The organism is Actinomadura fulvescens (assembly GCF_039533225.1).
GTDB lineage: Bacteria > Actinomycetota > Actinomycetes > Streptosporangiales > Streptosporangiaceae > Spirillospora > Spirillospora fulvescens.
In genome coordinates, this window is the sequence record NZ_BAAATD010000013.1 from 86,044 (window position 1) to 108,708 (window position 22,665).

25 protein-coding genes are annotated in these 22,665 nt (G+C 67.0%); 7 read left to right on the top strand and 18 right to left on the bottom strand.

Annotation, left to right across the window (positions count from 1 at the left end; translation table 11 throughout):
* Window positions 1-111: 111 nt before the first annotated feature.
* The 15 genes from ABD333_RS36960 to ABD333_RS37030 form a co-directional block, all read right to left on the bottom strand.
* Window positions 112-1,935, bottom strand: coding sequence for a hypothetical protein (locus ABD333_RS36960; RefSeq protein ID WP_344547233.1), 1,824 nt, complete (start codon window positions 1,933-1,935; stop codon window positions 112-114).
* Window positions 1,936-2,592: 657 nt separating this feature from the next.
* Complete coding sequence (locus tag ABD333_RS36965; protein WP_344547234.1) at window positions 2,593-2,733, bottom strand: hypothetical protein; 141 nt, start codon at window positions 2,731-2,733, stop codon at window positions 2,593-2,595.
* Window positions 2,734-4,337: 1,604 nt separating this feature from the next.
* Window positions 4,338-4,835 (bottom strand): hypothetical protein, encoded by a 498-nt coding sequence (locus ABD333_RS36970; protein ID WP_344547235.1) that lies wholly within the window; start codon window positions 4,833-4,835, stop codon window positions 4,338-4,340.
* Between the two features lie 226 nt (window positions 4,836-5,061).
* On the bottom strand, window positions 5,062-5,622 hold the full coding sequence (locus tag ABD333_RS36975; protein WP_344547236.1) for an NUDIX domain-containing protein: 561 nt from the start codon (window positions 5,620-5,622) through the stop codon (window positions 5,062-5,064).
* Between the two features lie 170 nt (window positions 5,623-5,792).
* The gene (locus ABD333_RS36980) at window positions 5,793-6,191 is read right to left on the bottom strand and encodes a DUF6300 family protein (RefSeq protein ID WP_344547237.1); all 399 of its coding nucleotides are present in this window, start codon (window positions 6,189-6,191) and stop codon (window positions 5,793-5,795) included.
* Complete coding sequence (dnaE, locus tag ABD333_RS36985) at window positions 6,188-9,748, bottom strand: DNA polymerase III subunit alpha (protein ID WP_344547238.1); 3,561 nt, start codon at window positions 9,746-9,748, stop codon at window positions 6,188-6,190. The genes ABD333_RS36980 and dnaE overlap by 4 nt, the downstream gene beginning before the upstream one ends.
* A gap of 247 nt (window positions 9,749-9,995) precedes the next feature.
* The gene (locus tag ABD333_RS36990; protein WP_344547239.1) at window positions 9,996-10,217 is read right to left on the bottom strand and encodes a hypothetical protein; all 222 of its coding nucleotides are present in this window, start codon (window positions 10,215-10,217) and stop codon (window positions 9,996-9,998) included.
* A gap of 38 nt (window positions 10,218-10,255) precedes the next feature.
* Complete coding sequence (locus ABD333_RS36995; protein WP_344547240.1) at window positions 10,256-10,840, bottom strand: hypothetical protein; 585 nt, start codon at window positions 10,838-10,840, stop codon at window positions 10,256-10,258.
* A complete protein-coding gene (locus tag ABD333_RS37000; protein ID WP_344547241.1) occupies window positions 10,837-11,520 on the bottom strand; it encodes a putative 2OG-Fe(II) oxygenase in 684 nt (227 codons plus the stop codon). The genes ABD333_RS36995 and ABD333_RS37000 overlap by 4 nt, the downstream gene beginning before the upstream one ends.
* A gap of 17 nt (window positions 11,521-11,537) precedes the next feature.
* Entirely contained in the window at window positions 11,538-12,314 is a 777-nt protein-coding gene (locus ABD333_RS37005) for a hypothetical protein (protein ID WP_344547242.1), read from the bottom strand.
* A 2-nt stretch (window positions 12,315-12,316) separates the two neighbouring features.
* On the bottom strand, window positions 12,317-13,075 hold the full coding sequence (locus tag ABD333_RS37010; RefSeq protein ID WP_344547243.1) for a hypothetical protein: 759 nt from the start codon (window positions 13,073-13,075) through the stop codon (window positions 12,317-12,319).
* Between the two features lie 171 nt (window positions 13,076-13,246).
* Window positions 13,247-13,702 (bottom strand): ATP-binding protein, encoded by a 456-nt coding sequence (locus tag ABD333_RS37015; protein ID WP_344547244.1) that lies wholly within the window; start codon window positions 13,700-13,702, stop codon window positions 13,247-13,249.
* A gap of 72 nt (window positions 13,703-13,774) precedes the next feature.
* A complete protein-coding gene (locus tag ABD333_RS37020; RefSeq protein ID WP_344547246.1) occupies window positions 13,775-14,638 on the bottom strand; it encodes a helix-turn-helix domain-containing protein in 864 nt (287 codons plus the stop codon).
* Window positions 14,639-14,647: 9 nt separating this feature from the next.
* A complete protein-coding gene (locus tag ABD333_RS37025) occupies window positions 14,648-15,178 on the bottom strand; it encodes a DUF6879 family protein (RefSeq protein ID WP_344547247.1) in 531 nt (176 codons plus the stop codon).
* Window positions 15,159-15,422 (bottom strand): hypothetical protein, encoded by a 264-nt coding sequence (locus tag ABD333_RS37030; RefSeq protein ID WP_344547248.1) that lies wholly within the window; start codon window positions 15,420-15,422, stop codon window positions 15,159-15,161. Before ABD333_RS37030 ends, ABD333_RS37025 begins: the two co-directional genes overlap by 20 nt.
* A gap of 139 nt (window positions 15,423-15,561) precedes the next feature.
* Between ABD333_RS37030 and ABD333_RS37035 the strand changes: the two genes are divergently transcribed.
* The 3 genes from ABD333_RS37035 to ABD333_RS37045 all read left to right on the top strand — a co-directional run bounded on the left by ABD333_RS37035 (window position 15,562) and on the right by ABD333_RS37045 (window position 17,534).
* A complete protein-coding gene (locus tag ABD333_RS37035; protein ID WP_344547249.1) occupies window positions 15,562-16,848 on the top strand; it encodes an NsdA family TPR-like regulatory protein in 1,287 nt (428 codons plus the stop codon).
* A complete protein-coding gene (locus ABD333_RS37040; RefSeq protein ID WP_344547250.1) occupies window positions 16,845-17,138 on the top strand; it encodes a hypothetical protein in 294 nt (97 codons plus the stop codon). The genes ABD333_RS37035 and ABD333_RS37040 overlap by 4 nt, the downstream gene beginning before the upstream one ends.
* Window positions 17,139-17,348: 210 nt before the next feature.
* Entirely contained in the window at window positions 17,349-17,534 is a 186-nt protein-coding gene (locus ABD333_RS37045) for a hypothetical protein (RefSeq protein WP_344547251.1), read from the top strand.
* A 350-nt stretch (window positions 17,535-17,884) separates the two neighbouring features.
* Here ABD333_RS37045 and ABD333_RS37050 read toward each other — a convergent pair whose 3' ends face one another.
* The 3 genes from ABD333_RS37050 to ABD333_RS37060 form a co-directional block, all read right to left on the bottom strand.
* A complete protein-coding gene (locus ABD333_RS37050; RefSeq protein WP_344547252.1) occupies window positions 17,885-18,244 on the bottom strand; it encodes a hypothetical protein in 360 nt (119 codons plus the stop codon).
* A 202-nt stretch (window positions 18,245-18,446) separates the two neighbouring features.
* Window positions 18,447-18,752 (bottom strand): hypothetical protein, encoded by a 306-nt coding sequence (locus ABD333_RS37055; RefSeq protein WP_344547253.1) that lies wholly within the window; start codon window positions 18,750-18,752, stop codon window positions 18,447-18,449.
* Window positions 18,689-19,192 (bottom strand): hypothetical protein, encoded by a 504-nt coding sequence (locus ABD333_RS37060; RefSeq protein WP_344547254.1) that lies wholly within the window; start codon window positions 19,190-19,192, stop codon window positions 18,689-18,691. The genes ABD333_RS37055 and ABD333_RS37060 overlap by 64 nt, the downstream gene beginning before the upstream one ends.
* Window positions 19,193-19,428: 236 nt before the next feature.
* Here ABD333_RS37060 and ABD333_RS37065 point away from each other — a divergent pair, with 236 nt between their 5' ends.
* The 4 genes from ABD333_RS37065 (at window position 19,429) to ABD333_RS37080 (ending at window position 22,626) form a co-directional block, all read left to right on the top strand.
* Entirely contained in the window at window positions 19,429-19,623 is a 195-nt protein-coding gene (locus ABD333_RS37065) for a hypothetical protein (RefSeq protein WP_344547255.1), read from the top strand.
* A gap of 445 nt (window positions 19,624-20,068) precedes the next feature.
* A complete protein-coding gene (locus tag ABD333_RS37070; RefSeq protein WP_344547256.1) occupies window positions 20,069-20,395 on the top strand; it encodes a histone-like nucleoid-structuring protein Lsr2 in 327 nt (108 codons plus the stop codon).
* A gap of 136 nt (window positions 20,396-20,531) precedes the next feature.
* Window positions 20,532-21,356, top strand: a complete 825-nt coding sequence (locus ABD333_RS37075; RefSeq protein ID WP_344547257.1) for a hypothetical protein — start codon at window positions 20,532-20,534, stop codon at window positions 21,354-21,356.
* Between the two features lie 802 nt (window positions 21,357-22,158).
* A complete protein-coding gene (locus tag ABD333_RS37080; protein WP_344547258.1) occupies window positions 22,159-22,626 on the top strand; it encodes a hypothetical protein in 468 nt (155 codons plus the stop codon).
* Window positions 22,627-22,665 lie beyond the last annotated feature (39 nt).

Here is a 22,665-nt window from a genome sequence, read left to right on the forward strand (position 1 = left end):
CCGCAAGCCTGGCGATCTGCACTTGCCGAGCAAGTACGACCCCGGGCTTGCCGTCATCGCTTGGTCGAACTCACCCCGGTCGACAGCCATGCTGCAGGGTCCACATCGTGGTCACCAAGTTTGGGGCGCGGGTTCGTAGTCCGACCAACCCAGCTGCCGGGCGCCGCCGCCGAGGTGCGAGTGCTGGGGGTGCGGCTCGGGAGCTCCGGTGACTGCGACGATGCGGTGCAACGGGATGATCAGCGGGTCGTGGTCGCCGTCGGGCGCGAGCTCGAGCGTGCGGGCCTTGTCGTCGAAGTGCAGCAGGGTCCCGGTGAGGCGGTGCAGCCCGGTGGCGGGTCGGCGTCCGGTCTCGACGGTGACCTCCACCGGCGGGGCGTGGTAGAGCTTGTCCAGTAGCGCGGTGAGCGCGCGGGTGGCTTGGGTGGCGGCCGCGGTGTCGTCCGGCACCCACCGCTGGCGGCCCTCGCGGAATGCATGGGCCTGGTCGTAGAGGCTGGAACGGGCATCCTCATCGGGGCGGAGCGCAATCACGTTGTCGTGCCGGGGCCGAAGATCCGCGCGCGCCCTCAGCACCGTCTGCGTGGGCCGCGGCCGGGCCCCATCACCGTGCACGTCCTCCGGCAGATAGGGATAGGCCGTCCGCAGCAGGTCAAGGATCTGATCGGCCGCGGGGACATCGCCGGCGGCCACGACCGGACCCAGCGTGATGTCCTGACGGGGATCGTGTTCGGTCAGCTGGACGGCATGGCGTGCCGCTGACTGCGGCACCTGCAGCACGACCGCTTCACAGCGTTCCTGGCCTGCCACTCCCCACTCATTCTCAATCGGGCGGTGCCCGGCTGGAACCGCACGGCCGCGCTGAGGAAACTGCGACAGATAGGACAGATCGCGATCACGGTCGCGGGTCAGCGGAAAGCAGCCGACCAAGATCAACTGCTCAGCAGCGGCCTCCCCCTCGCCGGGCTGGTAGGCGTCCTCCAGCAGATCGATCCAGCCAGCCACGATTTCCCGCCATACATGGTCGAATTCCCGCTCGGCCCATGCCGCGACTGAGCATTCGCCTTGATAGGGGGTGTGCGAGGGGCGCGGCAGCAGGGACACGTCCCGGACCGGCCGTCCGGCCAGCTGCCTGCCGGCGATGCTGATCGCAGAATCCCGGCTGGCCGCCGCGTCCCCACCGCGTGACCGGGCCACCTTCCACGCTTCCAGAACCAGGCCGGCCAACCGATAGGGCCGGCCCCAGGTGTCCGCGGCGCCGACAATCCGCGCCAACGTCTCACCCTGCTGGTGCAGCCGCGGATGGCCGGCGACCTTCTCGCATGCCGCCGAGGCCGCGGTTGCCGTACCGACAGCGGGTGCGCAGGCGCCGTAGTCGGACAGGAAGTCCTCCCAGCGGGTCAGGCAGGCTTGCCACCCGTGGGCCAGGGCGTCCCGGTCGTCGGCCAGGGCGCCGTCGATCTGGTCCAGCCGTTCCACGACTTTGCTGGTGAGGTGCCAGGGCGCTGCGGCCAAGGCCCTGGCGTATCCCAACCAGGTGCGCGGGCTGGTGTCGCTGCTGCGGCGCCCGAGCTCGGCGTCGAAGTGCACTACCTGGCAGGCAACGTGCCACGTGGCTGCTTGCCCCGGGGTCAGCGCCAGCCCTGGCCGGCATCGAACGCATACCTCGTCCCAGATATCGATCAGCACGGCGGGCTCGCCGGGGCCGGAGGGAGCATGCTGACAGGCCCTCGCCCTCCACCGGTCCTGCTGCGGCGCGGGCACGTGGCGCTTGCGGCCACCCGAGTGCGCCACTTCGACCGTGATGCTCTCCAAGCCGGGTAGCTCCAGGCCCGCCTGCCGCAGCTCTTGGACGGTCAACGGCTCCAGCTCGGTGGCGAATTGACGTGACCTCACTCGACAGTCCCCTTCAGCGGCATGCCCGATGAACTCCACCAAACCATCCCGCTGTGCATCCTCTCGCTTCTCCCCTACCACCGATGACCGATTCTGAGCCTGTGTCAGATACCACCGGCCGCTGGCTGGCCGCCTTGTAGCTGGACCAGCTGGACCAGCTGGGCTACTGCGAGGCCGTTGCGGAGGTGCTCCGGCAGCAGCTCTCACCGGCCGACCGGGCTGGCCAAGGTCCTGCGGGAGTGGGTCGATTGCCCAGGCAGGCAGGAGCGCGAGAAGTCTCGCCGAGACTTCTGGACGTCTGTTCCTGCGGTCGTGGCGCTCTGCTCAGATTATGGGGATCCACTCGCAAGGGTCGACGGGGCGGGCTAGCACCTGGCGGGATACGTGGTCGACAACGTCTGCCTCATCGGGCAGTAGGCCGGCCTCGTCGAGGTCGTCGCTGTCCTTCAGGTGAGCTGCGTTTGTGACGCCGCAAGGGCTGGCCACGCGCTGGTCTGGTACATCCACAAAGTCAACGATGCCAGCCCGTGTCGTCGGGCACTGGGGCACTTGCGGCACGCGTACGCCCGTCGCGCTTCAGGAAGTCGTCTGGGCCGCCGAGTCAATCTACGGCGGCACCTGGGGCGGCGGCTTGACCTGTGCGGCCTCGAAAAGGCGACTACTTTGATCGGTTGCCCTGTGGCTAACGAGGCCCTCTCAAAACCGGAGCATCGTGAGGCCGGTCGACCGCCGGTAGGGCGCGAGCCCAGGCCGGTCGGCGTCGGTAAGGTCACGGCCGCCCCGGCCGACCGCGACGCCGGGCCGGTAGGAGTAGGCGCCGATCGTCTCGGAGATCACGCCGCCCGCCGTCGAGGGGCAGCTTCTCCGACAGAACCGCAAGCGACAGCATTCCCTATGGAACGCGCCAGGAACAATCCTCCGGGATCGTAGAACAGCCTCCTCAGGGGCACCTAGTTCGATCTGCCAGCGACAGATGGGCACACGTCATCGGCGGTTGTCGCACAGCAGTATCTAGGTTCTGACGACGTGTTCGTCGCCATCCTCGGTGGTGTACCGGAATACGTCGCGTTCGGTGGGGCAGTTTGCCCCAGGCACTGTGCACACCCAGGTGCTAATGGAAGAGTCTACAATGACAAGCTCTTCACGGATGAGCGATCGGTTGCCGCTGCGGACCGGGATGTCGTTCCAGGCTTGCGTGGCGACAAGCAGACTGCGGAAGTAGCGGAACTCTGAGACGGCAGCCGCAGTGCCGTAAGCCCGTGCCCTAGGCCAGAGCTGATCTGTCGCAGCGACGAGCTTGGCGACCTTCGCCTGGTCCGATCGGCTAAGGTCAGCGTCCCTTCCTGACACCAGGCCGTCCACGGCGGTGGCACGCGAGGAAATGACAGCCATCTCCTGGTAGAGGGAAACCCGTTGAATTCTGACATTTCGGTCTATTTCGAGCTGAGATGACAAGCGGCTTGATGATCTACTGTCATGGGCAGTGATCAGTGTTCCGATTACTACTCCGACGAGGGCGAACACTCCTGCGACAACCGTGGTGAAGAATGGCGAGTGCCACACCGATACTGCTCGACACTTGTGATGCGGAGCCCGATTCGGTGAGGTCCGACTGCACCTAACCAACGAGTTTTCCTTCCATGTCGATCGACCGACTCGCATTTATGTAGCGGTAGTAGAGCATCTTTCCACATACTTAGGGCTAGTTCGCCGAGATTGCTCGGCTGGATCTACCTAATCGTGCTGTTGCTCGGCCAACGCGCCAAGCCTCGGCACGCACACTGCGCTCAGAAGGCGGTGTATCGGTGGCCGAGGTTGCACCTGTCGTCTTCGCAAAGCTGTTCGACGACATCAGCAGCATCGCTGTAAGCAGGCTCAGTGCTGGGTTGATCCAAGCGGCGCTGCACATTGAACGCGCAGCAAAGATCGAAGTCGCCCGAGGAGGATCGCACCGTCCCCGCACTCCGACGCCGGCCCGTCGCGGCGGCCCCCTGCAGTGGTCTCAGGGACACTACGAAGGTCGATCACTCATTCGCCGGTCAGCGGTTCCCTACCGAACTCGAAGTACGTGTCGGTCCCGGGGCAAGGCTTCTTTCCTCCCTACGGCGGTCCGGCCCCGAGTCCCTTCCAGCAGCTACGGCGAATATCTCGAAACCGGCTGGTATCCGTGGCTGCTGCCTGCCACTCGCCGAGTGATCCCGTCTTTCCCCGAGGTTTGCCGCCAGGCGTTCCAAGGGCCCTGGCCGCACATCTGACGTAGGGCCTCGTCGCCACACACCGCGGCGCAGGACGCCGCAAACGCCGCCGTGGCAGCCTTAGTTCGTCGGTTTCCAGGTCCGCATGAACCGTTTGACGGCCTCCCCCGTCGCGGCCTGGCAGCCGTCGTAGCTGGTGCCGCCGCACTCGACGACGGCGACCAGTGAGTTCACGTCAGGTTCGTGTTACCACTCCAGCTCGGGCGCGCAGTGCCACTGGACGAGGGTGGCGAGCGCGGCAAGGGTCTGCTGCGTGTTCGCGTGTTCTACCAGGGCTTCGGTCGCTTTGGTCCGGACACTGTCCTTGCGATCGGGCGGCCCGATGTAGTGAGACTTGATCCGGTAGTCGTCGTTCAGGTGGGCGATGAGTCCGTGCCAGTGCGTGTGCCGCAGGCGGTCCCATGGGCTCGCCTCTGGCGGGTTGCCCGGGGCATAGGGGATGGCGTCGGTCGTGCGGTTCCTGGCAACGGCCCACCAGCGCGCGACGACCTGCGGCGGCGCGGGCCACGGGCCGGCCAGATGGGCCGCCAGGCCCCGCCAGTCCTTGCGGTCGACAAAGGGAAGGCATTCGGCGCAGACGAACCAGCGGTCACCCATCGGCTCGCTATCGATCTCGAAGGGTGTGCCCTGGTAGTAGAAGAGGCCGCCGGTTTGTCCGCCGCACCAGCCGCAACGCTCCGTCACCGCGCCACCATCGCACACCAGCCCAGTGCCGAGCCACGGACATGCTCTGTGACGGGGTCTTCTGCTCGATCGACATCGACGTCTGCGACCCCGGGCACGCAGCCGGCAGTGACTGCTACCCCATCTCCGGGTCCTGGTACAGCCTGTATGACGGCGCTACCTGGCACGCACCGCCCCTCGGGCATCGCCGCTCATCCCGAGCGGCAGTCTGTGATCCCGAGGTAGATCAACGAGCGGTTCGTTCCCCCACCTGCAGGTTGGTTGCCAGTTTCTCCAGGAAACGGTCCATGCCCGGATCCGACGGTCCGCTCGGCCAGGAAGCACGATCGTCGACAGGGACCCACCGGACGTCACTGAACTCGCGGGGATCAGTGGTGATATGCGCTGTGCGATCCGCCTGGAAAACGAACCACATGGTGACGTCCGTGTGGCTGTGCTCTCCACGGGTCTGGGTGACGGTGAGGAAGAAGGGGTTGCTGCCGAGGGCGGGGTGGAACGGAGGCTGGATCCCCAGTTCTTCCTCCAATTCACGAAGGGAGGACTCTCGGGGGTCCTCTCCGTCGTCCACATGGCCTCCCGGGAACAGCCATGCTTGGGCCAGCCGGTGTGAGACGATCATGACCGAGCGGGTCGGCTCGTCGAGCAAGACGGCGTATACGGCCAGGTGCTGCGGCGGGCTGTCTGGCTTGCGTACGCGAAATAGCTGGATCCCGGAGTCGACCCAGTTGAGCATCCACTGCTGGTCGGCGGCCTCCTGCTGATCGCAAGGCGTGACTGCGGTGACCAAGTCTCGGACGACCTGGCGTGCTTTGCTTGCTGCCGACAACCTGGAAGCCTTCCTCTCGATCACCAGAGCGGGCGGCCGACCGGACAAAGAGCCGGCGGCGCGATACAGGCAGGTCTCCCGAGCCAGCGACATCGTCCGGCGGGCCGCGTTTGCACGGCGTCTGGTGCTGTCTATAGTTCGCCGCGTTTCCAGGCGTCGAACTCTGCTTCAACTGCTTCGACGTTCACGGGCGGGATGTGGATGGAGTCCACCCAGGCGTGGATGAGGTCTGCGCAGTGCTGGACGGTGTCGGATTCGACTTCGCCGTGTACGTGGAAGAACGTGATGAGCGCGCCGGCTGCGCGGTCGCCGGCGTCGCAGCGTGGGCAGAGCACGACCACGGTGGTGCCGTTGACGCGGTGCCCGTCCGGGCGTTCGAAACCGTGTGGGACGCGGGCTGAGAGCAGCCCTTCGCCACCACATCGTGTGCAGGATGGGGCCTCGCCCGCGGCGACGACGTCAACACGGTCGCCGTTGACGTGCGAGGCCTGTTGCGATGCCGAGCCGTCGTCGGGAGTGGTCGGGGTCATGAAGCTACGCAGCCCGCGCCGAACAGGCTCTTGAGGTCGCCGAAGAGTCCTGGGGTGGGTTGGACCTGGAAGTATTCGAGGTTGATCAGCAGGCCGGTGCGTCCGGGCCGCCGTAGGGCCAGGTGGACGGGGGTCTCGCCCGGGTGGGCTTTCAGAATGCGCTTGAGCTCGGTCGCGATCGGTTGGGTGATCCGGTCGGCGCTGACGGTGATGACGACGGGTGGTTCTTTGCCTGTGGCCGCGGAGACGTCGAGCACCTGCATCTCTTGGGCGTGGAGGCCGACGCTTCCGTCGCGTTCGTTGATGCGGCCGAGTACTGAGATCACCACGTCGTTGGCCAGCGAGGGCGAGTACAGTTGGTACACCTTGGGGAAGAAGAGGCACTCGATGCTGCCGTCGAGGTCTTCGAGCCTGACGATGGCCCAGGTGTTGCCTTGCTTGGTCACCTTGCGGTCGAGGCCGGCGATGATGCCCGACAGCCGCACCATTCCCTCGCGGCCGCCAGCGATGATTTCCGCGGTGGTGGCTTCGCGGTTGCGCTCAAGGATGCGTTCGGCGCCGTCGAGCGGGTGGGAGCTGACGTACAGGCCGAGCATCTCCCGTTCGAACTGCAGGAGCGTGGTCTTGTCCCACTCGTCCTGGTCGTCGGGGATCGTGACCGCGATGGAGGCGCCGGTGGCGTCGCCGTCGTCCAGGCCGCCGAACAGTGAGTCTTGGCCATGGGCGGCGTTCTTCTTCTCGCTGGTGACCGAGTCAACCGCTTGCTCGTGCACCATCAGCAGGGCCTTGCGCTTGTGTCCGAGGGAGTCGAACGCGCCCGCCTTGATGAGCGATTCAATGGGGCGCTTGTGGCAGACCGCCATCGGCACTTTGGCCAGGAAGTCGTGGAAGTCGGTGAAGGCGCCTTTTTCTTGGCGGGCGGTGATGATGCCGTCGACGACGTTCTCGCCGACATTGCGGATGGCGCCCAGGCCGAAGCTGACATCGTCGCCGACCGCGGCGAACCGGCCGACGGACTTGTTGACGTCGGGCGGCAGGACCTTGACCTTCATCCGGCGGGCTTCGCCGAGGTAGACGGCCATCTTGTCCTTGTTGTCACCGACCGAGGTCAGCAGTGCCGCCATGTACTCGGCGGGATAGTTGGCCTTGAGGTAGGCGGTGCGATAGGACACCAGCCCGTACCCGGCGGTGTGGGACTTGTTGAACCCGTAGGCCGAGAAGGGCACCAGGACGTCCCAGACGGCTTGGGCGGCCTCGGCGGAGTAGCCCTTGTCGGCCATGCCCTGGGAGAAGCGCGCCCACTGCTTGTCCATCTCCTCTTTCTTCTTCTTGCCCATCGCGCGGCGCAGGATGTCGGCGCCGCCGAGGGTGTACCCGGCGAGTTGCTGGGCGATCGCCATGACCTGCTCCTGGTACACCACCAGGTGGTAGGTGTGACCGAGGATCGGGTCGAGCGCGTCTTTCAGCTCGGGGTGGATCGGCGTGATCTCCTGTTGCCCGGCCTTGCGGAGCGCGTAGTTGACGTGGGCGTTGGCGCCCATCGGGCCGGGCCGGCCGAGCGCCAGGACGGCGGAGACGTCCTCGAACTCGGTGGGGGCCATCAGCTTGGTGAGGTCGCGCATCATGGTGGAGTCGAGCTGGAAGACGCCGAGGGTCCACCCGTCGCGCAGGAGTTTGTAGGTCTTGTCGTCGTCCATGGGGATGGTCGACATGTCCAGCTCGATGCCGCGGTTGGTGCGGATGTTGTCGACGGCGTCGCCCAGGATCGTCAGGTTCCGCAGGCCCAGGAAGTCCATCTTGAGGGCGCCGAGTTCCTCGCAGGAGGGACCGTCGAACCCGGTGATGCGGGCGCCGTCGTCGGGGCGCTGATGAATCGGCATGACGTCGAGCAGCGGCTCAGACGACAGGATCACGCCGGCGGCGTGGACGCCGGTACCGCGGGTTAGTCCCTCGATGCCGAGCGCGGTGTCGGTGACGCGCTTGACGTCGGTGTCTTCCTCGTAGATCTGCCGTAGCTCGGTCGCCTCAGGGTAGCGGGGGTGGTTCTCGTCGAAGATCGCGGTGAGGGGGATCTCTTTGCCCTGGTTGGCGGGCGGGAACGCCTTGGTGATGCGGTCACCGAGCGCGAACGGGAATCCGTGGATGCGGCACGAGTCCTTGATCGCGGCCTTGGACTTGATCGTCATGTAGGTGATGATCAGCGAGACGTTGTCACGGCCGTACTTCTCGGTGACGTAGCGGATCATGTCTTCCCGCTGACGGTCGTCGAAGTCCAGGTCGACGTCGGGCATGGAGACACGTTCGGGGTTGAGGAACCGTTCGAAGATCAGCCCGTGCTCGATCGGGTCCAGGTCGGTGATGTCGGTGACGTAGGCGACCATGCTGCCGGTCGCCGACCCGCGGCCGGGGCCGAGCCAGATGCCGTTGTTCTTGGCGTACCGGCAGATGTCGGAAACCACGAGGAAGTAGCCGGGAAAGCCCATCTCCTCGATAACGCCCAGCTCGTAGTTGATCCGCTCGATGACCTCGGCCGGCACCGGGTCGCCGTAACGGTTGACCGCTCCGGCCATCGCCTCCTTGCGCAGCCAGCTCGCCTCGGTCTCCCCTTCGGGGATGGGGAACTTGGCGGCCAGGTCACGCTTGGCGAAGACATCGTCGTAGGACTCGACCATCTCCGCGACGAGCAGGGTGTTGCGGCAGCCTTCGCCCCAGACCTCGGAGCTGTCGATGGCGCGCATCTCCTCGGCGGTCTTGAGGTAGTAGCCCGAGCCGCCGAACCGGAACCGATTGGGGTCGCTCAGCAGGGACTGGGTGCCGACGCACAGCAGCGCGTCGTGGCCCTCGGCCTGGTTCTCGGTGACGTAGTGGCTGTCGTTGGTGACCAGCGGTGGGATGCCGAGCTTGCGGGAGATCTCCAGCAGGTCGTCACGGACCCGGCGTTCCAGCGGCAGGCCGTGGTCCATCAGCTCCAGGAAGTAGTTCTCCTTGCCGAAGATCTCCTGGTATTTGGCGGCGGTCTTCAGCGCTTCGTCGAACTGGCCCAGGCGTAGCCGGGTCTGTACCGCGCCGGACGGGCAGCCGGTGGTGGCGATGATGCCCTCACCGTGCTCGGCCATCAGCTCGTCGTCCATCCGCGGCCACTTGCGGTAGTGGCCCTCCAGCGACGCCAGGGAGGAGATCTTGAACAGGTTCTTCAGGCCGGGCCCGTTCTTGGCCCACATCGTTTTGTGCAGGTAGGAGCCGGAGGCCGACACGTCGCCGCCCTCACCGGTCTCCTCGTTGGTCTTCTTCTGGGAGGGGTCGCCCCAGGTGATCGGCTTCTTGGTGAACCGGGATTCCGGCGCGACGTAGGCCTCGATGCCGATGATCGGCTTGACGTCGGACTTGTTGGCGGCCTTCCAGAACTCATAGCTGCCGAACATGTTGCCGTGGTCGGACATCGCGACCGCGGGCATCCCGAGCTCGGCGGCTCGATTGACCAGAGGGGAGATCTTGGCCGCTCCGTCCAGCATGGAGTACTCGGTGTGAACATGCAGGTGGACGTAATTTTCGGCCACGTTTCCCCTCCCAGGCGCCACTGATGACCCTTAAATCTAGTCCGTCCCGGAGGGCGAAAACCGCCTCTCGACGAGCCAGGTGGCAACTATCACTCGCTGCGCACGTCGGCTCGCTCAGCGCGGACGGGCGGTGGTGGAGGAGCCCCGTCCGCTGGGCGTGTCGACTCGACAGGCGCGGTTCGCGGGGTGCGTGCCGGGGCTCCTCCAGGCGGGCGGTTCAGGTGCCGCTCGCCAGGTGAGGCGCTGGCTAGGAGGCCGGCGCCAATGTGGCCTTCACCAATGTGGTCTTCGCCTCAGAGCGCAGGGCGTAGTTGTCCTGCATGCCCTTGTCGCAGGGCGTTTGGGGGACGATGAGGCCCTTGGTGGTGGCGTCCATGAGCGCCTCGATCTCCTCCGGGTCCAGGCCGAGGCCGAGCCCGGGGGCCTCCAACCGCAGGCTGGTCGCTGCCCTCTCGCTGGGTTGTGTCATGGGTGTGCTTCCCTTCCTCGTGGGGATTGCCCGGCGGGTTACCGGACGGACTTGGCGATCGCGGCCACGACGAACTGGCCGCGTTCGAGGGGTACGACAGACGAGGTGAGCCAGCCAGGGGCGGCCAGGTGCGCGCCGGGGATCGGGCGCACCATGTGCTGGCGTCCCCAGGGCAGGCCGGGCATGGCGGTCATCGCGCTTCCGGCCCGGGGGTCGCCGAGCGCCAGGGCGCCGGACTCGGTGTGGGTCGGTGCCTGGCTGGCGGCCAGGACGCACCATCCGACCAAGTCGGCCGCGTGGCCGGCGGCGGGTTCGTCGTACCCGTACCGCCACACCTGGACTTCCAGGTCGACGTCAGTGACGTCGGGGCGGATCTGCGGTGGATAGGTGGCGGCCAGCGCCGCGAACGTGGCGCGGAACTCGGCTTGGAGCCGGTCGGGGTCGGCCAGTGCGTCCTCCACGTTGAGGACTTCAAGGGCGGGACCGTCCGGCCCGGTCGTGGCCAGGTCGGGATGGACGATGTCGTCCAGCGGCAGTGCGATGGTCAGGACGGGCGTGCCCCAGTGCCGGGTCACGGTGGCGGTGCTGGCCGTCTGAGCGGTGGTGGTGTGGGTCAGGGTCATGACATCCCCGTGAAGATCTCGTGGTAGGCGACGTTCCAGGCGATCGCGATACGCAGGTTGCTGTCGCTGGCGGTGGCGCGCACCGAGTGCGGCTGCCAGCCGGGGAAGGCGATCATGCGTCCCGGGACGGGCTGAAACCGCACCACCCCAGGTGACGCTTGGCAGCCGACGGCGGCGGGCCTGGGGTCGAGCATCTGGAGATATCCGGCCTCATCTGCGCCGCTGGCGTCGGCGGCGACGTACAGCACGCCGCTCCATGCCGAGTCGTGATGAGTGTGGGGGCGCAGGCTGCCGCCTGACCGGTACACCACCGCCCACGCCTCGGCGTCCACGCCGTGTCCGGTGATCTCGCTGGCCGCACCGCCGAGCACATCTGCGGCCAACGCCACCGCGGCCGCGGAGATCTGGGCCTTGAGCCAGTCGATGGACGGGTGATCCCAGGTCAGCATCGTCTGAGACGACTTGATCGCGTCGATGCCACCGAAGTTGGCAGCCTGGGTGTCGGTCTTCTCCGCGTCCAGGATGAGGTCCCGCAGGATCGGCAGGTGGTCCTCGGCGCCGGGGCAGTCCGCCTGGTAGATCGGTGTCCGCCACATCTGAAGCACCGGGCGTGGCAGGGGTGGGGGCGGCGCGGCGAGATCGGGCGCCGCGGCGGCGGCGGGTGCTGTGGTCTGGGTCATCGGGCTCCTCCGGGTCGTCAGTAGAGGCTTCGGGCGAGGTGTTTGGCGATCTGCTCTCCGACCGGTGTGAGGTGGTCGACGCGGTCCAGGCAGGCGGTGCCGTAGGCGGCGAGGCTCTCCAAGCGGTCGAGCGAGGCGCCACCGACGGTGTCGTAGCGGCGGATGAGCACCGCGGCGACGTGCACGGCGCCCAGGACCTCGGCCGGGCTGCGGCCGCTGGTACCAGACGGCAGGGTGATGCCGGGGGCACCCTCCTCTTCCAAGGGCCACAGCTCTTGCAGGAGGTAGAACCACTGATGCGCGAGCTCGTGGTGGAGTTGTTCGGCCAGCTCGGCGTCGCTGGCGAACGCGGCGTCCGCCAAGAGCACATGCTGCTGCCAGGCACGGGACGAGGCCGAGATCGCGCCGCGATCCGGATACAGGCGTGCGTAGCGCACAGGGAGGGAAAGGAGGTACGCCCATTCGGGCATGAGCTGCCCGGCCTCGGCAAGCTGCGCATCGATCACAGCGCGCCGGGTGGGGGTGAGGGGCTCAGCGGGCATGGACGGGGAGTCGCGCAGCATGTAGATCGCCGAGGGCGACAGCCACGCCTCCGGAGTTACCCCGGCCTTCCCTGCCTGCTGGGCTTCCCGATGCCGGACGGCAGCCACACCAGCCAGCAGCCGGCGGGCGCGGAAGTCCTCACTCAGGAACGGCAGACCTTCGAGAAAGGCGAGTGGATCGGCCAGCTCATCGGCAGTGAACCGCGCGGCCTCGCGGCGTGGCGGCGCGGCTGCGTTGGGGGCGGAGGGCATGGTCAGCGTCCTTTCGGCAGTGAATGAGTGAGCAGCCGGGGGTGCTCGTGAAGAGGTGTGGTGTCCAGCCCCGAGGCCACGATGCCCAGGCCGGCACGGCGACCCGTTTGAAGGCATGGCAGCGCGTGGCGGGCGTTGGGATCCGGCGTGAAGTAGTGCTCGGGCGGGGTGGGCAGTGCGGCGAGGAGGTCGGGACCGCAGTCCACTCCGCCGTAAGAGTCGTAGGAGAAGCGCGGGTGGCCGATGTCGAAGTCATGGATCAGCGCCACAGCGGTGCCGTCCAAGATGAGTTCCAGTTCCTCGCGCAGCGGCCATGACTCAGCCCAGTGCGCATCCAGGAAGAACAGCGGCCGGGTGAACTCGGCGAGGACTTTGCCTACCAGGTCCGGTGAGGGGCCGTGCATCACCGTGGCGTTCCAGTGCTCGGCAACGCGATGGGTGGTGACGGCGGCGTGCTCGGCGTCGACGTCGCAGGTGTAGACCGGTGTACGTGGGTAGCGGCGCGTGAGGTACGTCGTGGTGTCGCCGAGGAAACAGCCGGTTTCGCAGATGGCGTCGAGGTCGTAGAGGTTCATGAGCTCGTCGACCAGCAGCGCCACGGTGACATCGAAGCCGAAGGGCCCGCCACCGTCACTCAACCGGATCTGCCCTGCGCGCTCTACCTGGTAGAAGACGTTGAGGGTTTCGGCGGTCGCTGGCGATGATGACGCTGTGGCGTGGTCGTGGGCTGCTCGTGGCTGGGCTTGCGGCTGCACGTTCATGTCGGTCCTCACCGGTTCGCTTTGCCGCGGTTGGAGCTGTGCACCGAACATCGGGGTCCGCTGATGTCAGGAAGGAACTTCGTGGATGTCAGCGGATGCGTGCGGGTGGCGCGAGCGGATACAACCGGATGGCGCCCAGGTCGGAGCCCGGTCGGCTCCAGGGTTCTCTGGTCAGTTCGCGGTGCGCTGGAGCGAGAATTGAGCGAAGACGGTCTTGCCGCCGTCTGGGCCTTGGCGGTGGCCGCAGGTGTCGGCAAGGGCTTCGATGATCTCCAGGCCCCAGCCGCCGGGGTCCGGGGAGTTGGGGTCGAACCGAGCGTCCACGACCGCTTGGGTGTCTCGTCGGCTGGGGGGCGTGGGCGAGCAGTCCCAGACTTCGAGGTGCAACCGGCCGTCCGCCATGAACAGATCGATCATGATCTTCTTGCGCGGTGTCGCGGCGATGGCGTTGGTGACCATTTCAGAGATGACCCGGACGGCGTTGTCCACCAGGTCGGTGTGCAGGTCCCACGAGGCCAGGTGTATTCGGGTGGTGTCTCGTGCCGTCCGCGCGACCGACGTCAGTGCCAGGTAGGTGCGGCGTAGGCTGTACTGTCTGGCCTGGGTGCTGTGGGTCAGTGTCGTCATCGCCTGGTCCTTGCTCTGCCGGGTGCGGTGAGCTCTGTGCGCACGACACTGACGCCTGCCCGAGCGCGGCGGCTAGGTCCTTGCACCACTTTGCACATGCCGCCTGGCGCGCTCGATCTCACCGCGCGCGGCCTGCCCGTACACGGCGTGCTTGCGCAGGGTGGTGAACACTTTCCCGAAGTAGGCGGCGTCGGCGGGCTGGGCCGTGCGGAACAGCCCTGACCAGAACTCCTGCCACACGTTGCGTTCGTCGAACAGGTAGAAGCCTTCGCCCGGGAACAGCAGACGGGTCGTGCCGAGGGGAACGACGCCGATGGCGACGTGGGGTCGGGCCGCGGCGGTGAGCAGCAGGTCGTACTGCTCGTTCATCGCCTCGGCGTCGCCGATCACGTTGTACAGGGCGGTCGCTTCGAGGATGAACGAGAACGCGGGGCCGCCGCCCCGGGTGACCAGGGGCTGCATGGTGAGCCTGTTGCGTGCGGCGTCGTCGACGTCGTCGGTGCGCAGGCCGTGCAGCCGCGCCCAGATCAGCCGCTGCGTCCGTGCGTAGGCGAAGGTCTGCAGGATGCCGGGGATGTGCAGCGACTCATAGATCCGCGCCAGCTTCACGTTGTCGTAGGCCGCGCGGCCTTGCGCCTGGATGGCCTTCTGCCCGAGTTTGAGCCGCCGCCGGTATTCCAGCCACATCTGCTCGACCTCGCGGCGCGCGGCGATCAGTTCGGGGATCTGCCCTTCGGCGCCGCACGCCGTCGCCCAGACTCGCACGTCGGCCTCCGGCAGGTTCTTCCGGCCGTTCTCGGCCCGGGAGATCTTCGCGCCCGAAAATCCGGTGCGGCGCGCGAGCTCGGCCCCGGACAGGCCAGCGTCCAGGCGCAGCTCACGCAGGCGCGTACCGAAGGCCCGCTTGGCTGCGTCTGATGGTTGGTGATCGGACACGCTGACGGCTCAAGCGTGGATCATGCGGGCGCGGTAGTCGTGGTGCGGGACCGCGAGGTCCCACGCAGCATCGAACGCCTCCCGGCAAAACCGCAGCTCTGCCGGCTCGGTGGCGCGCTGGACCTGCACGACCTCCTTGGCCATCGCGTCCAGGACCGTGAAGATCGCGGTCTGCTCGTCCAGGACGAAAAAGTCGTTGCCGGGCAGGGCGAGGGTGGAGACCAATCGCCGCGGCAGCCACCGCAGTCCCTCGCCGAGGTCAACGGTGGCGCCGCTGTAGGTCAGGGCCATCTCCTGGTACGCCGACAGGGGTTCCGACACCACCCGCACCCGGCGGAACGTGCGTCCGGCCTCCACGTACTTGGTCACAAAGAACTCGCGCCAGCCCTGATAGGAGGCATCGACGGCATCCAGGTCACCGGACTGCCAGTCCGCAAACAGCTTCTCATCCGCGCTGTAGTGATCTCGTAGTTCGACCTTGCGCACGTCCTGGGCGGCGCCGAGCTGTTGCAGCCACTGGTCAGTTGAGATCAACTCCATAGCGTTCCCTCACGTAGTGGCGCACGAACCGGTCCATCGTCGGGTCGGACATCTCGCAGAACGTCTCGTCGGCGGCAAGACCGATGAGCTGTGCACCGACCTTGTCGCCCCGCCGCTTGCCCTGGATCACCCAGGAGCCGCGGTCGGTGCGGTAGAAGGTCTCGCATTGAGCGTCGCCCTGTGAGGTGCCGTCCTTGATGTAGAAGGTAACGACCACGTCGTCTCCAGCGTCTGGGGGTTGCACGTCTTTGCACCTCCGGGTCCGCATCCAAGGGAAGCGTTTCAAGGCTGGCCCGCAGGCCTCGCGCCAGCCACCCAACCGATGACCCAAGATCTGACCCAAAGCCTCCCCATGACCCGCCCACGCGGGTAGACCATGCGATATGGGTCGTTACGGAGCCAACCTCGCGCTCAAGGCCGCCCGGCTTGCGCTGCGGTTGTCCCAAGACGGCTTCGCCGAGCGTCTCGGCTCCCACATGCGTGAGCACCTGGAGCTGAACGTCGCACCCTCTGGAAATCTGGTCGGGATGTGGGAACGCGGCGAAACCCGGCCCGGCCTGGCCTACCGCCAGGGCCTGACGTCGTTCACGGGTATGTCGGAGTTCGACCTCGGTCTCGCCACGGCGCCGGCCACGGCCCACGCACCCAAGGAGGACGACACGAACCGCCGAGAGCTACTGATGGGCAGCGCGGTCACGGCAGGCGCCGCGCTCATTGGGCTGCCGATCACTGCCAGCCTCGGCCCCGCCGACCTCCAACGCCCCACGCCACAGCTCGTGGCGGAGTTGCACCGGCTCGCCGACCTGCACCGCGACTGGCTCTACGAACACGGAGCCTCCACCCAGGTCCAGCGCGGCATCGCCCAACTCCTGAACCGCAGCAGCGCCCTGCTCGCACACGCCAGCAGCGAGGCGATGCGCCGTGACGTGCTCGGCGCGATCTCCGATATCTCCGGCGTCGCCGCCTACACCTGCCGCGACCTCGGCCTGCATACCGAAGCCGACCAGCACTACGTCACCGGAGTCCAGGCCGCGCAGGCCGCAGGCGCCCATGACCTGGCGGGCCACCTGGTCGTCCGGATGGCCGGTCACCAGGTGGAACGCCGCCAACCCGAGCAGATCCTCGCCCACCTGGAAACCGCCTCCCGCATCGGCACCTTCACGCCCCGGCAGGTCAGCAACCAGCGCGCCATCGCGGCCTGGGCGCACGCGATACGCGGCGACGACGCCAGCGTCCGCCGCCTGGTCGGCGACGCCGAAACCGCGTTCGTCGCCCCTTCCCGGGCACAAGGCACGGCGACGTGGCAGTCCCGGCACGTCCATGAATCCGAACTGTTCAGCCTGACCGGCGCAGCCCTGGCCACGCTCGCCGAGGTCAAGCCACAGCACGCCCCAGAAGCGATCTCACGCCTGACGCGAGCGCTCAGTCTGCTCGGCGGCGGATTCTCCCGCAACGCGATCCTGGACCACCTGTCCCTCGCCGAGGCCTACCTCGCCGCCCACCAACTCCAGCCAGCGCTGGACGCCGCGCACCAGGCGCGCGAGATGAGCCACAACGTCTCCTCGCGTCTTGTCTCCAACCGCCTGCTGATCGTCTCGGGTAAGTTGCGGGCCCACAGCCGCGCTGGCGACGTCGCCGACTTCATCCACCTGATCGAGGGGAATCGTTGAACGACCCACGCCTTTCCGAACTGCTGACCCTCGCCCAGCAGATCTGGGCGGACCGGCCGCCCATGGACCTGCCCCACGTCGCCGTCGCCGCATGCACGGTCACCGGCGACATCGCCCGGATCAGCCGCGACGAGATCGAAGGGCACGGCGACCGGGCCGCACTCAGCCGCGAGCTCGGCAACCTCATCCTGTCCGACGTGCGCTGGGCGTCCGACCTCGGCCTGGAGCCCGGCGAGTGCGTACGACAGGCAGAGGCCGCGCAGCGCCGATACCTCGAGTCACGCTTGTAGGGCCGCTCGCCCGCGGCGGAAACGCACGTGGGCGAACGCGTTGCCAAGGCGCCGGTGGAGTACCTCGACCAGATGCGCAGCGCCGCGACCAGACGCGCAGGGGCCGCGATTTACGCTCACCACAGGGTTTCCAGTTCCTCAACGCTGTAGCTGGAAGGGCGCACCCACCGCCAAAATCCAGAGCCTTGACCTGCGCAGATACGCTGAATCATGGCCGATAGCGGATGGTCGGGCAAACGTCCCGCCGACATGAGCGACGATGAGCGCGCCGCGCTGGCCGCCGAGCTCACCTCCGAACTTGCCGATGATGATCCGATGGTCGAGATCGTGCAGGCGTTGCTCGCCCAGTGCGGCGACCGCGATCACCGCGCGGCGGGCCATCGGCCGACCTCGTAGCGAGCACCGTGGTAGGGCTCTAGCAACCCCGGTACCGGCCAGAGAGAGACGCTCGGCCGTTTTGAGGGCTGTGAACCCAATCACTGTTGTCCAGTCGCTCGGAGGGGTCAGGGCGAAGTGGAGGTGGTCGCGGCTGCGTGCGGACGGGCGTGGTGGCGCGGACGCTCTGGCACGCCGCCCAGCCGGTGTCCTCGCCGAGCCCTTCGCCCTCGCTCTGGTGACCAACCGAGACGCTTTGGATCGGGCGACCGGCGGGTCGACCGGCCGTGGGTCACAGCTTCACGGCTGGCGGTGAAAACCGCCGCCGCTGATGCGAGCTGGCGGCGCATCATGGGTGACAACTGGTGAGGTCATGGGGTGAAGATCGCCCACAGGATCCCGCCGGAAGGCAACACGACCAGGCCAACAGCGACCGCACACACCGTTGCGTTCATACCGGCCGGGACGCCGTCCGGGCTATTGCGCCTCATGATCGCGCCTATCGCCGCCGCGCCCATGAATCCGATCAGCAGGATCACGGCCACCAGGTTTCGGTGCAAGGGATCGCTGAGGTCCGAGCCGAGCAGCACCGCAGCGAATCCGCCACAAAAGCCCGCCCATGTGATCGCGATGCGCCCGAGCCCAGGCTCGTGCTGTTCGGTTACCGGAGATCGGTCAGGATCCGACGGCGCGGGGTGGGGCTGACTGCGTGGATGACGCTCGGTGGCCATGGCTGGCCGCCTTCCTGTCGGCTGATGGCGTTGGTCCTTGGGCTGGTCAGCCTCTCACAGGGCCCTGACAAGTTCCCCATGCGGCATCGCTGAGCCGATCTGGTCGGCTTCGGCTCGGTGTGGGTTGGGACCAGCTCGCGACGGTCTCGGTGCAGACCGGGGCGTTGGTGACCTTCATGTGGGGCCCGCCAGCGCGCCGGCATCAGGTGTCAGACAGCCCGGTGCGGGCGAGGGCGATCAGGTGCTCGTCGGGAAGGGTCCCGATCAGGTGCGCCGGGGCATCTCCGATCCGGCTGTTGCGTTGCAACCACCAGTCCGTTACGCCCACCGGGTCGTCCGCAACATCCAGCATCCGGTTGATGGTCCGGACGATCTGAAGGGGTGCACCGTCGTCGGCGAACTGGAACGCGGGCCACCGGGTGCGGCCGTCGATGTCCAGCCGGATCAGGTCGGGATCCTCGGGGTCGTGACCGTGGCCACGCATTTCGTCGGCGTCCAGCGCCGGCACCGACCGCAGCCACCGAAGGACGCCTTCCTCAACCTCGGCGGCGGTCGGCACCGGGTCCCCAACCGGCGCCGGAGCGGTTCAGCCAGCTTGAACCAGCCGCTCAACTCCGTTGCACGGCGGGTGGGGTCGGTGCTGTGGCGGGCGCTCGCGCTGTGGTCCTTCTTGCTCAGTTCGGCGATGACGGCGTGATCGGCTGGCAGATTGTCGCGGAGCAGCAGAGTGATCCTGGCGGCGATGTCCTCGGAGACGTTCCGGTCACCCTCGTGGGTGAAGTCGTCAGTCAGCGCAACCAGCCGCTCGGAGGCTTGGGGAGTCAACCGGTCGTGGATGTCGTCCCACTCCTCGGCCAGGGCGGTCATCGCTTGGGGTGGTCCCATGCATGGCTCGCTCTCGTTGTCGAAGTCATCCGGATTGTCATTGGTCATCTGCGGCGGCGGCAACCGTCCGCCCGGTATCCGCCCGGTATCCGCCCTGGCCGCTGCGAGCTGTACACGACTTGGTCGCGGCCGACCGTACGGTTGACGATCTGCCTGAAGCGGCGCTGCCCCTCCTGGGCGCTCGCAAGCCGCAAGATCGCGGCGATCTCCTGCCACCACGGCCGTCCTCACGAGCCGCCCCGACCGCCGACGTTCGTGCTGGTCCAGCCTCGCAGCAGGGGTCCAGTTCGCTGTCCCTCATGCAGATCGTCACGCTGGACGTCGGCAGCGTGAACACCCAGAAGCTTGCTTGTCGCGTCGATCAACTCCCGGTCGAGCACACCGAAATTCTTGCTGACTCCACCGCAATGGCTCACCCGGGTTCACTGCTTCGCTCCGTCGTTGACCGTGTCGGCCTGAGCACCCGGCCAGTCAACGAACTCTGGAGATCCTGAGCGCCAACTCCGACCGGAAAGACCTCGGTGTTACCTGTCCATGCCGGGTAATCAGTGGATGCTGGCCGTCGAGGCTGATGGTCGTGCGCTGAGGACGGTGAAGCACATTCGGACATGTGCAGAGACACCGGGCGCAAGCGCACACCAGCCAGGCCAGCGGATTGGTGCTCTGGCGTGCATTGACTCGTCGACATCACCAGACGGTGCGAGGAACCGGAGGTGGTCAACAGGCTCGCTGAATCTCGGGAGTCGTGAGGCGTGGACAGCAACGCCATAGAGGGCCAGTCTTCGATGCCATCAAAAGAGTAGTCGTCGAAATCGAGAAGGTTCATCCCAGCCTCGACGTCTGGCACGAGTGATGCACCGACGCTGTCGGCAGATGGAACGATGGAGGTGCCTAGCTAGAGCACCCGGCCAAGGGGTGCTTGCTTAAGGAGGAATGTACGTGGCTCAGAAGGTTCAGGTTCTCCTCATTGATGACCTTGACGGTGGCGAAGCTACCGAGACGGTGGCGTTCTCGCTCGACGGAACGGCCTACGAGATCGACCTGAGCAAGGAGAATTCCCAGAAGCTGCGGGACTCTCTTCGCCCGTTCGTGGAAAAGAGCCGCAAGTCCGGCGCTCGGCGAGACGGGAGGCGATCCTCCCGTACTGTCAGCAATCGGGAACGAAGTGCCGACATCCGGGCCTGGGCCAAGCAGCGCGGTATCGAGGTCAACCAGCGGGGCCGCATCCCGCAGAACGTGGTCGAGCAGTATGAGGCCGCGCACTAACCATCCAGAAGCGGCACAAGTCCGTGGGCTACAACAGCCGGGAGGCTTCGACAGAACCCCGACTCTGTTCGGCTCGGGATGGCCGGTGGGCCGTTCGGCCCTGGACGGACACGGCCCGCGGGCACCGTCACCCGTGGTGGTGACCGACGGCTGTGCCCGCGCCGATAGCCGGACCGCACCTGCTCAGCGTGTGTCAGGATCGGTGCCCAATGGGCGTGGCCATCACCTGGAAGCAGCGTCGACCATGCAGACAAAGCAGACCTCAGCGTCGGCCAAGGCGAAGTCTCGGATCCTGCTCACCCCGCTGGGGATTATCGCGATCGCCGCCCTGGCCGTGGCCGGGCTGGTCAGCTGGTCCAGCGGCAGCGATGAGGGGGACGTCGCGATCGGCAGGGCAGGTCCCGCCGGGAATGCGATCACTCTTCCCGATCTCCGCAACGGCAGGATCTTGCCCGGCAACCTATGGCCCAGCGCCTGCCAGCTGGTCGACCAGCGCGACGTCACAGCGATCCTGCCCGAGGCCGAACAGATCCAGCAGCAACCCGGTCTGCTCTACCTCAAGTCAATCAAGGAGTTCGCCGCCGACCCCGAGTGGAACCCCAACGACCGCGCCGAGGCCGGTCGATGCCAGTACAGCATGAAGCTGCCCGGCGAGACCTACGCGGCCACCCAGCTATGGGTCCACATCCACGCCATCGCGGACCCTGATGTGATCAAGCGCTACTACGCCGCACAGGTACTAGGCGGGGCCGGCACCAACCAAGGCGATCACGGGGCCGACTATTGCGTTCTCGCCGGGTTGAGCGAGGGGACCTGGCTCTGCCGCAAGGGGCCTGTGCTGTTCTCGGTGGGCGGGCAGACGACCGTGGCCTTCAAAGGCAAGCCTGCCCCGGCTCCCTTCGTGTGGCGCGACGATGTCAACCCTCTGATCGTCGAAACAGTCGCCGCCAGGATCCGATAACCGGTCCTGTCATCCGGTCGCCCGATCGATCGGCATCGCTCCACAGCGCGATCACCACGCCAGGCGAGGGTTGGCTCTCAGCGTGACCGCCGATGGCTGGTGACCTCCATGGTTGCCAGCTGCGGAAGGCGTCTCGCCCGGCCCGCGCTGCTATCCCGCCAAAACGGCCGCGCCGCCTGACATCCCGCCGGTCGGCCACCCGGCCAGGATGATGAGGCACGCCGGCGGCTGCACACCACGCCGTCGGCGACACAGCGGCCCAAGCCCGCGGGTCGAGGTCGTCTTCGTTCAGCGGTTCGCGGCCACGCGCCTTGGTGGTGGTCCTTCTTGCGCCGGCTCACGTCAGCTCCGTCCCAACTCACTCTGTGTCCGGTCCGCGCCGCCTCGTCAGGTTCCGGTCCGTCTCTTGATGCGATCTTGCAGTGTTTGACTGAAGTCGTCAGTGCAGCGGCCGCCGGAGGGGCAGGATGTCGCGGTAGGACCGAGTTGTCTGTGGTCCAGGACGTGACGCCTGGCCAGCCAACGTGCCCGCCTTGCCGCAAGTCGGTGCACTCGACATTGCCGACCGCAGCGAGGGGCTACCTGGTGACCGGCCGCACCCGCATGACTTTCATGTCGCTGACCGCCACACTCCTGCTGGGACTCACGGCGAGCGCCTGTTCGACGCCGACGAAGGGCACCCAGGCCCCCGGCACCGCCAAAGCCGATGCCACACCGCCATCCACGTCCGGGGCTCCCGGCCCCGTCGGCGTCAGCGACCTTCCGCCCAGGCGAGATCCCTACCGCTCCTGACCCTCGGACGATGTTGTCCTCGGCGCTGCGCACGAAGCTACGGTTCGCGGCCAGCAGCAGTACCTCGTGCACCAAGGACAGGGCGAACAAGGTGACCGACCGCTGGGACTGCTATCTGTTCACCCCACACCGGCGGCCCTGGGACAGCGACTTGACCCACATCCTGGTGGAACTGCATCACCCGTCGGCAGAGCGAGACGCGACAGCGTGGGCGGCCCAGGACTTCGCCAGTAAGAAGAAGGGTTACCCCGGCGCTGACGGATGGACCCCGACCACCCTTGGCGATGAGGCCCTGAGGTCACCGGATGTGGATCAAACCTATGTCTTGTTCCGGGTGCAGAACGTGACGGTGGTCGTCTCCGCTGCTCTCGGCGACGAGGACAAGGCCGAGAACCCCAAGCTCTTGGCCGAACAAGGACGCCGCGCGTGGCGAGTCGCCACCGATCTTGCCCGGTCACTCACCAAGCTGCGCCAGTAGACCCCCAGCGCCCCAGCCCGCGTACAACTACTCCCATCC

Excerpts from the sequence above, each read along its gene's own strand:
- ABD333_RS37065 (WP_344547255.1), top strand. The coding sequence starts at position 19,429 with ATGCAGATCGTCACGCTGGACGTCGGCAGCGTGAACACCCAGAAGCTT.
- ABD333_RS36980 (WP_344547237.1), bottom strand. The coding sequence starts at position 6,191 with ATGACCCCGACCACTCCCGACGACGGCTCGGCATCGCAACAGGCCTCG.
- ABD333_RS37080 (WP_344547258.1), top strand. The coding sequence starts at position 22,159 with ATGTTGTCCTCGGCGCTGCGCACGAAGCTACGGTTCGCGGCCAGCAGC.
- ABD333_RS37000 (WP_344547241.1), bottom strand. The coding sequence starts at position 11,520 with ATGACCCAGACCACAGCACCCGCCGCCGCCGCGGCGCCCGATCTCGCC.
- ABD333_RS37015 (WP_344547244.1), bottom strand. The coding sequence starts at position 13,702 with ATGACGACACTGACCCACAGCACCCAGGCCAGACAGTACAGCCTACGC.
- ABD333_RS37005 (WP_344547242.1), bottom strand. The coding sequence starts at position 12,314 with ATGCCCTCCGCCCCCAACGCAGCCGCGCCGCCACGCCGCGAGGCCGCG.
- ABD333_RS36990 (WP_344547239.1), bottom strand. The coding sequence starts at position 10,217 with ATGACACAACCCAGCGAGAGGGCAGCGACCAGCCTGCGGTTGGAGGCC.
- ABD333_RS36995 (WP_344547240.1), bottom strand. The coding sequence starts at position 10,840 with ATGACCCTGACCCACACCACCACCGCTCAGACGGCCAGCACCGCCACC.
- ABD333_RS37010 (WP_344547243.1), bottom strand. The coding sequence starts at position 13,075 with ATGAACGTGCAGCCGCAAGCCCAGCCACGAGCAGCCCACGACCACGCC.
- ABD333_RS37035 (WP_344547249.1), top strand. The coding sequence starts at position 15,562 with ATGGGTCGTTACGGAGCCAACCTCGCGCTCAAGGCCGCCCGGCTTGCG.
- ABD333_RS37045 (WP_344547251.1), top strand. The coding sequence starts at position 17,349 with ATGGCCGATAGCGGATGGTCGGGCAAACGTCCCGCCGACATGAGCGAC.
- ABD333_RS37025 (WP_344547247.1), bottom strand. The coding sequence starts at position 15,178 with ATGGAGTTGATCTCAACTGACCAGTGGCTGCAACAGCTCGGCGCCGCC.
- ABD333_RS37050 (WP_344547252.1), bottom strand. The coding sequence starts at position 18,244 with ATGGCCACCGAGCGTCATCCACGCAGTCAGCCCCACCCCGCGCCGTCG.